Consider the following 15431-nt stretch of genomic DNA (forward strand, 5'->3'; position numbering starts at 1 on the left):
AAATGTAAAGCCCGCAGCGGTTTCCCTCACCGTAGTGGGTACGCCGAACTCTGCGGGCCTGAGTATTTATGGTACATAGTCTCATCGATTTCGAACAGCCGGGTTTCGAACAGTCGGGAGGCAGCCGTGTCGATGTACTCCCCCATTCGGGACACGATGATCAGACTGTTGTCGACACCGCGCCTCCGGACGTACAGCAACGCGTGCAATAGCAGCATTCCGGACGGTCTCGAACTGTACCGATGGAACCTCGACGTTTCGATGGCCTTCTTCGAGAGCATCCACTATTTCGAGGTCGGCTTCCGCAACACGGTCGACACCGCCATGACCAAGTGGTTCGACGCCACGCACCCCACTCCGAACGGGGCGCTTCAGCCGCACTGGTTCGATCCCGACACAGTGCATGTCGCGGGTCGCACCCCGGGCCAACTGTCGGGCCTCAACAACAACTCACTGCAGAAGGTGCGTGACGCGACGCGCAACGCGGGCCGCCGGCACAGTTCCGTGAAGCCCGGCCACGTCGTCGCCGAATTGTCCTTGGGGTTCTGGCACTACCTGTTGAAACCGTCCGGCACGAACGCCATGTGGACCGATGCTTTGCGCCATGCATTCGTGCGTACCGCCCGCCAGCAACGCCTCGAAGCAAGCGTCGGACAGATCGTCGAGTTGCGGAATCGCATCGCGCATCACGAACCGATATTCGCGATCGATCTGCATCGGGAATACGAAAATCTGATTCGCAGCGCGGAGATCATCGAACCGGGTCTGGGCTGGTGGATCGACAGCACCAGCCGCGTGGACTCGGTCCTGCGACGCCGTCCCGCGGACTAGGCCGGCGGCACACCGGGCACCCAGCCGTAGCATTCCGCCAGGCGCACCAACCGCTGTCCCGCGTCGATGTCCACCGACTCGACCGCCACCTCCCGCACGCGCAGGGCGGGCCAGCTCGCGGCGAAACCCGGGTGCAGCGCGTAGGTCTCCACCTCGCGCTCGGGCACCCAACGCAGTTCGGCGCTCTCCCCGCTCGGCACGGTCGGCAGCGGCGCGGCCGTCTCGGCGAGCACGCTGGTGTAGGTCCACCGCCCGGAGTCGAGGTCGGCGGTCACCCGGGTATCGCGCACCACGAGGGCGGCCGGATCGATGCCGGCCTCCTCCCCGGCCTCACGGATCGCGGCGTCGGCGGCGCTCTCGTGGGAGTCGCGCGCGCCGCCGGGCACCCCCCAGGTGCCGCCGTGGTGGCTCCACCAGACCCGATGTTGCAGCAGCACCACCGGCGTCCCGTCGGCGGCGGGCGCCCGAACGACCAACCCCGCGGCGCCGAAACGCCCCCATCGTCGCGAACCGTCGGTACCGACGACCCATCCGTCCCCGTCGCCGCGCATGACCGCCACCCTAGTGCCGCCTGAAACGGACACCCGAATTTGTATGGTGATGATGCGATATATCCGTTGGGCGGCGACGATGGCTGTGACACCATTCAGTCGCTCGGGGCCGTTCCCCACCGGGGTCGCCGCCGATGTGGGCTACCGGGGAGGGGGCGAGACGATGACCGTTCGCACCTTCACCCTGCCCGAACCGCTGCCGCAGCCGAATCCGGCGCGCCGGCTGGGCTCGTCCACCCCGCTGCGACTGCTGGCGATCGCGGTCGGCTTGATCGCTGCGATCCTGCTGGCCGGCACGGTCACCGCCTTCACCGTCGGTGAGCGCCGGCAGGTGCTGTCCGATCTGTTGGCGCGCGCCGAGCCGTTGTCGGACTCGGTGCAGGAGCTGTACAGCGAGCTGTCGGTCGCGGACGCCGCCGCGTCGACGGGTTTCATCTACGGCGGCGTCGAGCCGGTCGAGGTGCGGGAACGGTATACGACCGCCCTGTCCGAGGCGTCCGCCGCCGCCGCCCTGGCCTCCAACGGGATGGAGGACGACGCCGGCCGCGAATCGCTGCTGCTGATCAGCCGCCAGCTTCCGGTGTACGCGGGGCTGATCGAGACCGCGCGGGCCAACAACCGTCTGGGCAACCCGGTCGGTTCGGCGTACCTGGCCGAGGCGTCCGCCCTGATGCAGAACACCCTGCTGCCCGCTGCGAACAGCCTCTACGAGGCGACCACCGAACGGGTCGGCAATGAGCAGCGCATGCACAGCGGCCGCCCCTGGCCGGCGATCATCGCGGTCCTGTTCGCGGTGGTGGTCTGTCTGGCGGCGGTGCCCTATCTGGCGCGGCTGACCGGCCGCAAGATCAACCTCGGGGTCGCGATCGCCGGCGGCACGATGGGTGTGGCGCTGTGCTGGCTGTTGGTGGCCGGGTTGATGTCCTCGATCGCCGCGACCCGGGCGGTCGAACGCGGCATCGACCCGCTCGACGCCCTGACCGACAGCCGCATTCTGGCCCAGACCGCCCGATCGAACGAGACGCTCGGCATGGTGCGCCGCTCCCCCGAGGAGGACGTACAGTTCGGCCCGCTGATCGACCAACTGCGCGAGCACCTGGACGGGATCGACCGCTCCGTCGTCCCCAACGAACAGTTGGACCAGGTCACCGCGGTGATCGACGAGTGGGTCGAATCGCACGAGCGGATCACCGAAGCCCTCCTGCACGGCGACTTCTCGGCGGCCTCCGGGATCGCGGTCGATCCGGGGATCGGCGGCTCGGCGGCCCTGTTCGATCGGTTGGACGGCGAACTTGTCGCGCTGATCGAGGACTCGCGCACCAACCTGCGGGACAACGTCGACCAGGCCACCCGGATCCTGCGCGGTATCACCCAGGGCGTGGTCCTGTTGTCGGCGATCGCGGTCCTGGCGGTGGCCTTCGGCATGCGCAACCGGTTGCGGGAGTACCAGTGAGCCGAACGGTCGGCGCGGCCGGAGCAGCGACGCGCACGGGACGGCGTCGGGTTCTCCCCGTGGTCGCGCTGCTCGCGGTGCTGATGATGCTCGCGGGTTGTGGCACGACGCCCGCCGAGCAAACCCCGGCCGCGGCGGCCAATACGGTCCCGCCGTTCCCGACGCCGTCCGAGGCCACCGAGCTGCCGCAGACATCGGCTACCGCGACCGCTCCACCGCCGGCGACCTGCGCCGATCCGACGGCGAGCCTGCGCCCGGTCACCACCGCCGCGGACGGCAGCCCGCTCCCGCAGCCGAACGTCGACGCGATTCGGGCGCGCGGGCGACTGATCGTCGGCCTCGATACCGGCAGCAACCCGTTCAGCTTCCGCGATCCCCGATCGAGCGAGCTGGTCGGTTTCGACGTCGACATCGCCTCCGAGATCGCCCGCCAACTCTTCGGCGACCCACGCCAACTGGAGTTCCGGATCGTCTCGTCGGCCGAACGGGAGCGGGCCCTGGTCGACGGGCTGGTAGATGTCGTGGTCAAGACGATGTCGATCACCTGCGAACGGCGCGACCAGGTCGACTTCTCCACCGTCTACTACCAAGCCCACCAGCGGGTTCTGGTCCGCAACGATTCGGGGGTGCGCGGCGGCGCCGACATCAACGGGATCGCCGACCTGCACGATCGCACCGTCTGCGTCGCGGGCGGGACCACCTCGTTGACCCGCATCCAACAGATCGTGCCCACCGCGCGGATCATGCGCGTCACCGAATGGGCCGACTGCCTGGTGATGATGCAGCAGAACCAGATCGACGCGGTCTCCACCGACGACACCCTGCTCGCCGGAATGGCCGCGCAGGACCCCTATCTGGCGATCGTCGGGGAGTCGCTGAGTGAGGAACCCTACGGCGTCGGCATACCGCCCGGTCACGACGACGTGGTGCGCCTGGTGAATGCGGCGCTCGAGCGCATACGCGAGGACGGAACCTGGAATCGGATCTACGATCGGTGGTTGACGGTACTGGGACCATCCCCGGGCCCGCCGACCCCGCGATACGTGGACTGACATGAATGGAGAATCGGCCGAACGGCCGGCGGGGTACCCGCGGCGGCCGGACAGGGTGACGGCCACGACAGGGACCGAAAACTATGGCCTACGACGACGCGACATCGTTCGAGAACGCGACAGCCGATGAGGCTGCCTCCGCGCCCGACGCCGTCGGTGGGCACCCGGTCGACGATCCGATGACCACGACCGACGACCTCGACGCCACCGGATCCCCGACGGTCGCGACCGCCGCCGCACGCCCCGAGTTCGATTCCCCGACGCACCCCTCGATGCCGACGGCGGCCCATCCCGCGCCGATGGACACCGAACCGCAGCATCGCTTCACCCCACCGCTCGAGCCGGACGAACCCGATAACGACGTCGCCCATCCGACCCGGTCGGTCACCCGCAAGGGCGCGCGGCGGCGGGCCGGGCGCAGTACGTCGGCGCGCCGCTACCGCCTCGGCGGCGGGCTGGTCGAGGTCCAACGCATCGAGGTCGGCAACCCGATCGACGCCGTCATGGCCGATCCGCGGGTGCCCGACCGCAAGCGGAACTGCCTGACCTGCGGCAAACCGGTGGGCCGCGGTCCGAACGGCGCCGACCGTGGCAGCTGCCCGAACTGCGGAACGTCCTACGACTTCACCTCCCTCGACCGCGGCACCCTGGTCGCCGGCCAATACGAGGTGCAGGGCTGCCTCGCGCACGGCGGGCTCGGCTGGATCTACCTCGCGATCGACAAGAACGTCAACGACCGCTGGGTGGTGCTCAAGGGGTTGCTGCACCCGGAGAACCAGGAGGCCCACGAGGTGGCTCTCGCCGAGCGGCAATTCCTCGCCGAGGTCAGCCATCCCAATATCGTCAAGATCTACAACTTCGTCGAGCATCCGCGGTGGGACGGCAAGCTGTCCGGGTACATCGTGATGGAGTACGTCGGCGGTCGCTCGCTGCGCCAGGTGAAGGTGGCGCAGGCCAAGACCCGGTCCGCGGCGGCCGCCTCCGGCACCCCGTCGACGGCGACCACCGTCGGCATCGCGCCGACCGCCCCCGCGACCACGCCCCCGAAGCGGCGGGCGAGCACCGCGATGCCGGTCGAGCAGGCGATCGCCTACGTCCTCGAGATCATGCCCGCGCTGTCCTATCTGCACTCGGTGGGTTTGGTCTACAACGACCTCAAACCCGAGAACATCATGGTCAACGACGTCCAGCTCAAGCTGATCGACCTCGGCGCGGTCTCCGCGATCGACGACTACGGCTACCTCTACGGCACCCCGGGGTTTCAGGCGCCGGAGATCATCGAGACCGGCCCCTCGGTCGCCTCTGATCTCTACACCGTCGGACGCACCCTGGCGGTGCTGACGCTCGACATGCCGACCAACGCCGGCCGCTATGTCGACGGGTTGCCACACGACGCCCCGGTCCTGACCGCCTACGACGACTACCGCCGGCTGCTCGAGCGGGCCACCGATCCCGATCCGAGTCACCGCTTCGCCTCCGCGGACGAGATGGCCTCCCAGATGAGCGGCGTACTGCGGCAGATCCTCGCGCAGAAGTCGTCGATCGACCTGCCGTGGACGTCGATCATGTTCGGCCCCCAGCCGATGACCTTCGGTACCGAGCAACTGGTCCGGTCGACCGACTTCTACACCGACGGTCTCGCCCACCCGATCGGGCTGCGCACCGACGAGGTCGCCGCCGCCCTTCCGCTGCCGACCTCCGACGCCGGCGATCCGCAGTCGGCGCTGGTCGCGACGCTGTCGGTGATCCCGGAACCGGCGCGCATCCTCGAACAGTTGCGGCGCGCCTCCGAACGCGACGGGCTGGTGCCGAGCGTCGAGATGATCCTGCTCGAGGCGCGCACCCATATCGACCTCGGCGACGGCGCCTCCGCCCGCCGCGCCCTCGACAAGCTGCACCCGGCCACCCCGGGGGTCGGCGCACCGGAGAACAACTGGCGGGTCGCCTGGTATCGCGGGGTGGCGTTGCTGCTGCTCGACGAGCTGATCGACGCGCACCGCAACTTCCAGACGGTGCTCTCGGCGATGCCGGGCGAGACCGCACCCAAGATCGCGGTCGCCGCCCTGTCGGAGTTGATCCTCGAACAGCACGACCCCGACGACACCTGGGATTGGGCCTCGCGCGCGGAGACGATGTACGCCTCGGTCTGGCGGACGGACCGCACCGCGATCAGCGCCGCCTTCGGCCTGGCACGGATGTTGTGGGTGCGCGGCGAACTGCTCGCCGCGATCGATGCCCTCGATGCGGTGCCCCCGTCGTCGCGGCACTTCGCGATGGCCCAGATGACCTCGATCCTGACCCTGGTGTCCGGGCCGATCGTGGAGATCGACGAGGCCGCTATCGAGGAGGCGGGCCGGCGGGTGGAGGCGCTGCCGCATCAGGAGCCGCGCGCGCCGCAGCTGCGGGTGGTGGTGCTCGGCAAGGCGCTCGAGTGGCTGGAGGCCGGGAAGGCCCCGAATCGGGTGCCCTTCCTGCTCGGCGCTCCGTTCACCGACAAGGGCCTGCGCGGCGAACTGGAGAACACCCTGCGCCGGCTGGCCCGCACGGTGCAGCGCCGCTCGCAGCGCTATGCCCTGGTCGACCTGGCCAATACGGTCCGTCCGCGCTCGTTGTTCTGAGCCCTACCGTAGTTATCGTAGGGTTCCCTACCCCTGCCCTCGGTGGACCGGATATTCTCGAACAACTATGTCCCGCAAGCTGAAGAAGAAATGCTGCGTCAAAAAGCCGCGGTGTAAGCGCTGTCCCATCCGAGCCCTGGCCGAGGGCACCCTCCCCGAGGGATACACCGTCAAGAGGCGCCGCCTGGTCAAGATCGAGGGAGGTAAGGCCGCCTGATTCGCCCGGTCAGGCCCCCGTCGCGACGGCCTTTCGCGGCGCCGGGTCCCCGGTCCGGACGTATCCGCGCTTGTCGAACCACCAGGTGACCAGCAGCCCGATCACCACCGCGATGATGGTCGCCCCGAACGACATCACCAGAGCCCTCCCCAGCCCGGAGGCGAAGGTGGCATCGAAGTAGAGGATCGACCGGGTCCCCAGGAAGACCTGACGCAGCGGGATGATCTCGGCGAACCATGTATAGATCGGCGGGCTCGCCTCCAGCGGGATCGTCGCGCCCGCCGAGGGCAGCCCGAGCGCGACGAACAGGATCAGGTTCACCAGCAGACCGGCGTTGCCGACGATCGCCAGGATCGACATCGAGGTCACGCCGACGGCGAAGATCGCTATCGAACCGAAGACCCACAGCTTGATCGCGTTCGGGGTGTTCATGCCCATCAGGTCCGCGATCAGCACGAACAGCCCCGACATCACCACCCCGTAGACCGCGACGATCGTCCACTTGATCAGCAGGGTCACCACCCGCGACGCCGGCTCGACGTGCTTGCGTATCTGGATCGGGCCGTACTCGATCGGGATGACACCGAGCCGCCCGTCGACCAGGGTGTGGATGACCATCGACCCGGTGAACCCGGCCAGCAGAAGCAGCAGCGCGACGTAGAACGCCGAGAGCCCGGCGCCGGACCCCTCGGGCAGCGTGAACCGCTCCGCGAAGACGATGTTGACCGGCTCCTGGAAGGCGATCATCGTGGCCCCGGTCAGCTGCTGACCGGGCTGCAGGGCGGCGTTGACGGTCTCGAGCAGCTGCTCGGAGATGCTCGCCTGCAGTCGTTCGTCGATGCGACCCGCGACCGTGGTGACAAATTGGGCGCTCGACGCCCCCATGCGCGGATTGGTGTAGACGGTGATGACCGGCTTCTCCAGGTCGCCGGGGACGATGCCGCCGGCACCGAAGTTGCGCAGGGTCTTGGTGAAGTCGCCGGAGATGACGATCATCCCGTAGATCTGCGCGGTGTCCATCAGGTGCTCGGCCTCGTCGATACCGACACGGCGCAGGTCGATCTGGTTCGGGTCGATACCCGCAGCGACCTGGTCGGCGATCTGATCGCCGATGTTCTGCACCGTGGTGACACCGTCGGTGGTCACCGGGTCACCGACGTCGTTGTTGACCAGCGCGATCGGGAAGTCGTGCAGTTCGCGCTGCGGGTTGGCTACGCCGCCGAAGTAGGACACCGCGAGCAGCGACAGCAGCGCGACGGCGGCGGCAAGCGGGGCCGCCCAGAACCGCGGGCTGCGCAGCAGATCCTGCAGGCTGCCCGCCACCGTCGGCCCGTGCGGATGCTCGGGCGGGACGCTGCCCGCCGGGTCACCGGACGAGGCGACCGAGTCGTCCGCGGGGGAATCCCCGCCATTCGGCGACGTCACAGCCCCGCCACCTCGGCGGCGATCAACTCCAGGTGGTCGAGATCGGCGAGGTCCAGGACCTGCAGGTATACCCGCTCCACCCCGGCCTCGGCCAGCACCGCGAGCTGTTCGCGGGCCTCGGCGACGGTGCCGGCGATGCCGTTGGTGCGCAGTTCGGCGGGTTCGCGACCGATCGCGGCGGCCCGTTTGTCGACCTCGGCCTCGTCGCTGCCGACGCAGACGACGCGGGCGGCGGAGTAGATCAGGTCGTCGGCGGGCCGGCCGATCCGTTCGCAGGCCTCACGGGTGCGCTGATGCGCGGCGATCGTGTCGGCGAGCGGGGCGAAGGGCACATTGTGTTCGGTGGCGAAGCGCGCCGCGAGATCCGGGGTGCGGGTGCGACCGACGCCGCCGATCACCAGCGGTATCCGCGCCTGCGCCGGTTTGGGCAGCGCCGGGGAGTCGGTCAGTGTGTAGTGCGTGCCCGCGTACGAGAACGTCGCGCCGACCGGGGTGGACCACAGGCCGGTGATCACCTCGAGCTGCTCTTCGAGGATCCCGAAGCGCCGCTCCGGGAAGGGGATGCCGTAGGCGGTGTGCTCCTCGGCGAACCACCCGGTGCCCAAACCGAACTCGATGCGCCCACCGGACATCTGGTCGGCCTGCGCGACCTGGATGGCCAGCAGGCCGGGCTGCCGGAAGGTCGCCGAGGTGACCAGGGTGCCGAGGCGGATGCGGTCGGTTTCGCGGCCCAGGGCGGCCAATGTCAGCCAGGCGTCGGTCGGCCCGGGCAGACCGTCCCCGCTCATCGCCAGCAAATGATCGGATCGGAAGAAGGCGTCGAACCCGAGCCGTTCGGCCGCCCTGGCGACCGCGAGCTGGTCGTCGTAGGAAGCGCCCTGCTGCGGCTCGACAAAGACACGGAAATCCATGGGTCAACCTTGGCACACTCGCTGCCGCCGGATCGAGGGCAACGCCCACCCGAATCGGACGACCCAGGCGAACGCCCCTCCCGATCGATCGACCGGCAGGCCCCACCGGTCGACCGGCAGGCCCTACTGAGTGACCGAGAGCGCCGCGCGGGCGATCAGCAACTCCTCGTCCGTCGGCACCACCAGGACCGTCACCCGCGAGGAGTCGGTCGAGATGATCCGGGGTTGCTTGGAGCGCAACGCATTGCGCTCCGGGTCGATCTCGATACCGAACCATTCCAGACCGGACAACGCATCGGCGCGCATCTTCGGCGCGTTCTCGCCGACACCGGCGGTGAAGGTGATCGTATCGGCGCCGCCGAGCAGCATCAGGTAGCCGCCGATATACATCCGCAGCCGGTGCAGATAGACCTCGTAGGCGAGGACCGCGTCGGGGTCGCCCGCCTCGACCAGATCGGTCAACTCGCGGAAGTCGTTGTGCCCGCACAGACCTCGCAGACCGGACTTGCGGTTGAGCAGATGGTCGAGGTCGGTCGCGTCCATCTCCGCGGCCCGCGAGAGGTAGGTCATCACACCGGGGTCGATGTCACCGCTGCGGGTGCCCATCACCAATCCCTGCATCGGGGTCATGCCCATGCTCGTGTCGACGGCCCGCCCCTCGGCGATCGCCGAGGCGGAGGCGCCGTTGCCCAGGTGGAGCACGATCTGCCGCAGGCTCTCGTAGGGGCGATCGAGGAACTCGGCGACCCGGTGCGAGACATAGTCGTGCGAGGTGCCGTGGAAACCGTAGCGGCGCACCCCGTATCGGGTGGCGACCTCACGATCGATCGCGTAGGTGCGGGACGGCTCCGGCAGATCCGCGAAGAAGGCGGTATCGAAGACCGCGACCTGCGGGATATCCGGGAGGGCGATGCGCACCGCGGCGATACCGTCCGCATTGGCCGGATTGTGCAGCGGCGCCAGGTAGGACAGCTCGCGGATCGCGTCGAGGACCTTGTCGGTCACCACGACCGGCTTGGTGAACAGGTCGCCGCCCATCACCACGCGGTGGCCGACGGTCACGATATTCGAGTGTCGCGGATCGTGTCCGGATTCCGACAGCAAGGCGAAGGCCGCGATGACGCCGGCCTTGTGGTCGGGGATGTCGGTGACGTGCTCGATCTCCTCGTCGTCGAAGAAGACCCGGATGCGCGAACCGCTCTCGCCGATGCGCTCGATGATCCCGTTGACCAGATAGGCAGGATCCTCGGGATCGAGCAGCCGGAACTTGACCGAGGACGACCCGGAGTTGAGAACCAGAACCCTCATCGCGCCGCCTCGCTCTCGTTCGCCGGGGTTTGCGCCTGAATCGCCGTGATGGCAACGGTATTGACGATGTCCTCCACCAGGGCGCCGCGTGAGAGGTCGTTGACCGGCTTGCGCAGTCCCTGCAGGACCGGTCCGATCGCGATCGCGCCGGCGCTGCGCTGGACCGCCTTGTAGGTGTTGTTGCCGGTGTTGAGGTCCGGGAAGATGAAGACGGTCGCGCGCCCGGCGACGTCCGAGTCGGGCAGCTTGGAGGCGGCCACCGACGGTTCGATCGCGGCGTCGTATTGAATCGGCCCCTCGATCGCCAGCTTCGGATCGCGTTCGCGCGCCAAAGCCGTTGCCTTGCGCACCTTGTCGACATCGGCACCCGATCCGGAGTCACCGGTGGAGTAGGACAGCATCGCCACCCGTGGCTCGATCCCGAAGCGGGCCGCCGTCGCCGCCGACGACAGCGCGATATCGGCGAGTTGGTCGGCGGTGGGGTCCGGCACGACCGCGCAGTCGCCGTAGGCGAGAACGCGGTCGACCAGACACATCAGGAAGATCGACGAGACGGTCGACACCCCCGGCACCGTCTTGATGATCTCGAACGACGGCCGGATCGTATGCGCGGTGGTATGCGCTGCGCCGGAGACCATTCCGTCGGCGAGACCGAGGTGGACCATCATCGTCGCGTAGTACGAGATATTGGTCATCGTCTCGCGGGCCCGCTCGAGGGTCATCCCCTTGTGCTTGCGCAGTTCGACGTAGACCTCGGCGAACCAGTCGAGATCGTCGCTCTCCTTCGGCGAGATGATCCGGGCGTCCCGAATGTCGACACCGAGTTCCGCGGCACGATTGCGGACCGCGGATTCGTCGCCCAGGATCGTCAGGTCGGCGATCTGTCGTTGGAGCACCCGACCCGCCGCACGCAGGATGCGATCGTCGCTGCCCTCGGGCAGCACGATCCGCTTGCGGTCGCTGCGCGCCTGGTGGATCAGTTGGTACTCGAACATCTGCGGGGTGACCACCTCGGTCACCGGCACCTCGAGCCGGCTGAGCAATTCCTCGGCGGGGATATACCGCTCGGTCAACGCCAACGCGGTGTGCACCTTGCGCTGGGAGCCGGCGAGCATCCTGCCGCGGGTGCTGGCGGCGGCGTGCGCGGTATCGAACGTCCCCATCGACGTCGCCAGGATCGGCAGCCGCGGCTGTAGGCCGCGGATCAGCCGCCCGATCGCAGCGTGCGGCTCGATACCGCCGTTCATGATGATGCCCGCGAGCGACGGAAAGCCTTCGGCCTCATGCGCATTGACCAGGGCGAGGAGGACGTCCGACCGGTCGCCGGGGACGATCACCACCATCGCCTCGCGCAGCCGCTCGAGGATGTGCTCGGCGGTCATGCCGCCGACCATCACGCTGAGCGCCTCGCGCTGCAGCAGATCCGGGTCGCCGCTGTACAGTTCGCCGCCGACCGCGTCGAGCAGCTCCGCCATGGTCGGGGCGGTCAGGACCGGCTCGTCCGGCAGACTCCACGCCGGTACGTCGAGGACCTGCAGCGCCTTGTCGATCTCTTCGAGGCGACCCGGCGCGCTGCGGTTGACCACCACCGCCGCCAAATGTGCGTGCTGTTCCTGGATTTGGCCCGCGCACATCTTGGCGAGCTGAACGATGTCGGCGTCGCTGCGCTCGTAGCCGGACAGCGCGAGCACCACTCGCGCGCCGAGGTTGACCGCGATCCGTCCGTTGAAGGCCAGTTCGCTGGGGTTGTGGATGTCGGTGTAGTCGCTGCCGACCACCACGATCGAGTCGCACCGGTCGATCACCTCGTGGAAGCGCGAGACGATCTCCGCCAGTGCGGCATCGGGATCGGCGTGTACCTGTTCATAGGTGACGCCGATCGCCTCGTGGTAGTCGATATCCGCGGTCGCGTGTTCGAGCAACAGCTCGAGGACATAGTCCGGTTCGCGGGTCGATCGTGCGATCGGGCGGAAGACGCCGACGCGCGCGCTGCGGGCGGCGAGCAACTGCAACAACCCGAGCGCGATGATCGATTTTCCGGTGGACCCCTCGGGAGACGCAACGTAGGCGATCGTTGGTTGTCCCGGCGTTTTACTCCCCTGTGCGGGCGCGTCGGCCATATTTCGGAGCCTACCGCGTCGGCAGGGACCCGACAGTAGTCGCGGTCACTGCCGACGCGGCGATGGCATCACGCCACGGTGGGGCCGAGGCGACGCAGTCGCGGCGCGAGGTCCGAGGCGAACAGGTCGAGGAATCGGCGCTGATCGTGGCCGGGTGCGTGGAAGACCAACTGGTTGAATCCGATGTTGACGTATTCGGCGATCTTCTCGACCGCCTCGTCCGGATCGGAGGCGACGATCCACCGCTTGGCGATCTGCTCGATCGGCAAGGCGTCGGCGGCCTTCTCCATCTCGATCGGGTCATCGATCGAGTGCTTCTGCTCGGCGGTCAACGACAGCGGCGCCCAGAAGCGGGTGTTCTCCAGGGCGGCGGTCGGGTCCGGGTCGTAGGACAGCTTGATCTCGATCATGCGGTCGATGGTCGCGGGGTCGCGCTCGGCCTTCTCGGCCCCCTCGACCACGGCGGGGACCAGCTTCTCGGTGTAGAGGTCCCAGCCCTTGCCGGAGGTGCAGATGAACCCGTCGCCGACCCGGCCGGCGTAGCGGGCGACCACCGGGCCGCCGGCGGCGACGTAGACCGGAATCCCGTCGGCCGGAACGTCGTAGATCGATGCGCCGACGGTGTGGTAATAATCGCCGTCGAAGTCGGTGCGCTCACCGGTCCACAGCTGCCGCATCAGGGCGACCGTCTCGCGCAGCCGCGCGAAACGTTCCTTGAAGTCCGGCCATTCGCCGCGATATCCGGTGGCGATCTCGTTGAGCGCCTCGCCGGTGCCGACGCCGAGGAAAATGCGGCCCGGGTAGAGGCAGCCCATCGTCGCGAAGGCCTGCGCGATCACGGCGGGGTTGTAGCGGAAGGTGGGGGTCAGCACCGAGGTGCCGAGGGTGATGCGGGTGGTGCGTTCACCGACGGCGGTCAGCCAGGACAGGGCGAAGGGGGCGTGCCCACCCTCGTGCCGCCAGGGCTGGAAGTGGTCACTGACCGTGGCGATGTCCATCCCGGCCGCCTCGGCCAGGACGCCGAGTTCCACAAGCTCACGGGGGCCGAACTGCTCCGCGGACGCCTTGTAACCGAGCTCGAGCGATCGTGCCACGTCGGATCTCCTGCCGTTGAGAGGCCGGCCCGGACCCGTGCCGGGCTGCGTTTCCTGTCTATCACTCGACCGGATGGCGGGGAAGGCTGCGCCGGCCTGTGCGCCTTCCGCGAACGGGCCGGGCGAGCTCTTCGGGCTCCCGACCGGCGCGAATGGCGGTTCGGGCGGCATACTGAATCGATGTCGGATATCAGCCTGCCAGGTAGCGCCGTGGTCGGATTCGATGCGGACGACACCCTCTGGCGCAGCGAGGACTTCTTCGAAGAAGCCCAGGACCGGTACGAGGACATCGTCGGGCGCTATATCGACCTGTCCGACTCGACCGCGCGGGAACAGTTGTACGGCATCGAAACCGCAAATCTGAAGGTCTTCGGATACGGCGTCAAGAGCATGACGCTCTCGATGATCGAGGCGGCGGTGCTGTTGACCGAGGGCCGGATCGACGGCGCCGATGTGCACCGCATCGTCCAGATCGGCAAGGACATGCTCGTGCACCCGGTGGAGCTGCTCGACGGGGTGACCGAGGCGGTCGAGGAGGTCGCCCGACGCTTCCCGGTTGTGCTGATCACCAAGGGCGACCTGATCCACCAGGAGTCGAAGGTCCGCGCCTCCGGCCTGTCGTCGACGTTCTCCCGGATCGAGATCGTCAGCGAGAAGGACCCGCAGACCTATACCCGGGTGCTGCGCGAGCTCGAGGTCGAGCCGGGCCAGTTCGTCATGGTCGGCAACTCGGTGCGCTCCGACATCACCCCGGTCCTGACGCTCGGCGGCTGGGGCGTGCACATTCCGTACCACCTGACCTGGCAACACGAGGTGCAGGCCGAGCCGCCGTCCGACGGCGACCTGCCCCGCATGCGCACGCTGGCCTCGATGCGCGAGCTGCCGGAGACCCTCACGGCGCTGACCGACAGCTCCCCCGCCTGACCGCCCGGTTCCCCCGCCCGACCGACCCGGCCGACCCGCCCACCGCTCAGGGCAGCCGGGCCGCGATGGCCTCGATCTCCCAGGCGCCGTCGGTCTCGATGGTCGCGACGTCGTGCCAGCCGGCCAACTCGGAGATCGCGCCGCCCTGGACGGCAAAGACCTTGCCGGTGATCGGGCACTTCTCGGTCGCCAGGTAGGCGACCAGCGGGGAGATATTCGCCGGGCTGAACGCGTCGAATTCCCCCTCCTCGACCTCGGCGGCGAAGAGCGCGCCCATGCCGGGGGTGGCGAGGGTCAGCCGGGTGCGGGCGATCGGCGCGATCGCGTTGACCCGGACGCCGTAGCGGTCCAGTTCCTCCGCGGCGACGAGGGTCAGCGCGGCGATACCCGCCTTGGCGGCACCGTAATTGCCCTGTCCGGCGTTGGGCAGGGTGGTGCCCGAGGCGGACGCGGTGTTGATCACCGCGGCGTTGGGTTGATCGCCGGACTTGCTGCGCGACTTCCAGTACGCCGCCGCGTGGTGCAGTACCGCCGCGTGCCCCTTGAGGTGCACCGCGATCACGGCATCCCACTGATCCTCGGTCATCCCGGCCACGAAGGCGTCCCGCAGAATTCCCGCATTGTTCACCACCACATCGAGGGTGCCGAACTCCGAAACCGCCTGTTCCACCAGCGACGCCGCGCCGGACCAGGTCGCGACATTGTCGGTATTGGCGATGGCTCGGCCGCCCGCGGCGACGATTTGCGCGGCCACCTCGGCGGCGGGGCCGGCGTCGGCGCCCTCGCCTGCGTTGTCGCCGCCGAGGTCGTTGACCACGACGGTCGCGCCCTCCCGGGCGAACAGCAGCGCGTGTTCACGGCCGATCCCGCGACCGGCGCCGGTGATCACCGCTACCCGTCCGTCCAATGCACCCATCGTGGGTCCTT

Annotated in this window: 12 protein-coding genes; 5 read left to right on the top strand and 7 right to left on the bottom strand. The window is 68.5% G+C overall.

Features of this window, described 5'->3' with window-relative positions; translation table 11 throughout:
- Positions 1–156: 156 nt before the first annotated feature.
- Positions 157–831, top strand: coding sequence for an Abi family protein (locus MB1_RS13900; RefSeq protein ID WP_169801664.1), 675 nt, complete (start codon positions 157–159; stop codon positions 829–831).
- Here MB1_RS13900 and MB1_RS13905 read toward each other — a convergent pair.
- Complete coding sequence (locus MB1_RS13905; RefSeq protein WP_066908526.1) at positions 828–1382, bottom strand: NUDIX hydrolase; 555 nt, start codon at positions 1380–1382, stop codon at positions 828–830. The genes MB1_RS13900 and MB1_RS13905 overlap by 4 nt on opposite strands.
- A 79-nt stretch (positions 1383–1461) precedes the next feature.
- Between MB1_RS13905 and MB1_RS13910 the strand changes: the two genes are divergently transcribed.
- The 3 genes from MB1_RS13910 (at position 1462) to MB1_RS13920 (ending at position 6505) form a co-directional block, all read left to right on the top strand.
- Entirely contained in the window at positions 1462–2835 is a 1374-nt protein-coding gene (locus MB1_RS13910) for a GlnX family signal transduction membrane protein (protein WP_157084072.1), read from the top strand.
- Between the two features lie 83 nt (positions 2836–2918).
- Positions 2919–3887: a glutamate ABC transporter substrate-binding protein gene (locus MB1_RS13915; RefSeq protein WP_066908529.1), complete on the top strand. Its 969-nt coding sequence runs from the start codon at positions 2919–2921 to the stop codon at positions 3885–3887.
- Positions 3888–3970: 83 nt separating this feature from the next.
- On the top strand, positions 3971–6505 hold the full coding sequence (locus MB1_RS13920) for a serine/threonine-protein kinase (protein WP_084351762.1): 2535 nt from the start codon (positions 3971–3973) through the stop codon (positions 6503–6505).
- Positions 6506–6731: 226 nt separating this feature from the next.
- Here the strand turns inward: MB1_RS13920 and MB1_RS13925 are convergent, their stop codons facing one another.
- The 5 genes from MB1_RS13925 to fgd all read right to left on the bottom strand — a co-directional run bounded on the left by MB1_RS13925 (position 6732) and on the right by fgd (position 13580).
- On the bottom strand, positions 6732–8147 hold the full coding sequence (locus MB1_RS13925; RefSeq protein ID WP_066908232.1) for an ABC transporter permease: 1416 nt from the start codon (positions 8145–8147) through the stop codon (positions 6732–6734).
- Positions 8144–9058, bottom strand: coding sequence for an LLM class F420-dependent oxidoreductase (locus MB1_RS13930; protein WP_066908236.1), 915 nt, complete (start codon positions 9056–9058; stop codon positions 8144–8146). Before MB1_RS13930 ends, MB1_RS13925 begins: the two co-directional genes overlap by 4 nt.
- A 123-nt stretch (positions 9059–9181) precedes the next feature.
- Positions 9182–10366 (bottom strand): acetate kinase, encoded by a 1185-nt coding sequence (locus tag MB1_RS13935; RefSeq protein ID WP_066908239.1) that lies wholly within the window; start codon positions 10364–10366, stop codon positions 9182–9184.
- Positions 10363–12486 carry a phosphate acetyltransferase gene (gene pta, locus MB1_RS13940; RefSeq protein WP_066908242.1) on the bottom strand — a complete coding sequence of 708 codons (2124 nt, stop codon included), beginning with the start codon at positions 12484–12486 and terminating at the stop codon, positions 10363–10365. Before pta ends, MB1_RS13935 begins: the two co-directional genes overlap by 4 nt.
- Before the next feature lie 68 nt (positions 12487–12554).
- On the bottom strand, positions 12555–13580 hold the full coding sequence (fgd, locus tag MB1_RS13945) for a glucose-6-phosphate dehydrogenase (coenzyme-F420) (RefSeq protein ID WP_066908245.1): 1026 nt from the start codon (positions 13578–13580) through the stop codon (positions 12555–12557).
- A gap of 180 nt (positions 13581–13760) precedes the next feature.
- Here fgd and MB1_RS13950 point away from each other — a divergent pair, with 180 nt between their 5' ends.
- Positions 13761–14504, top strand: a complete 744-nt coding sequence (locus tag MB1_RS13950) for an HAD family hydrolase (RefSeq protein ID WP_066908247.1) — start codon at positions 13761–13763, stop codon at positions 14502–14504.
- Between the two features lie 46 nt (positions 14505–14550).
- On the opposite strand, the gene MB1_RS13955 is transcribed toward MB1_RS13950, so the two are convergent.
- Complete coding sequence (locus MB1_RS13955; protein WP_066908249.1) at positions 14551–15420, bottom strand: SDR family oxidoreductase; 870 nt, start codon at positions 15418–15420, stop codon at positions 14551–14553.
- Between the last annotated feature and the right edge of the window lie 11 nt (positions 15421–15431).

Origin of the sequence: Millisia brevis NBRC 105863 (assembly GCF_001552615.1) — a bacterium.
Lineage (GTDB): Bacteria > Actinomycetota > Actinomycetes > Mycobacteriales > Mycobacteriaceae > Millisia > Millisia brevis.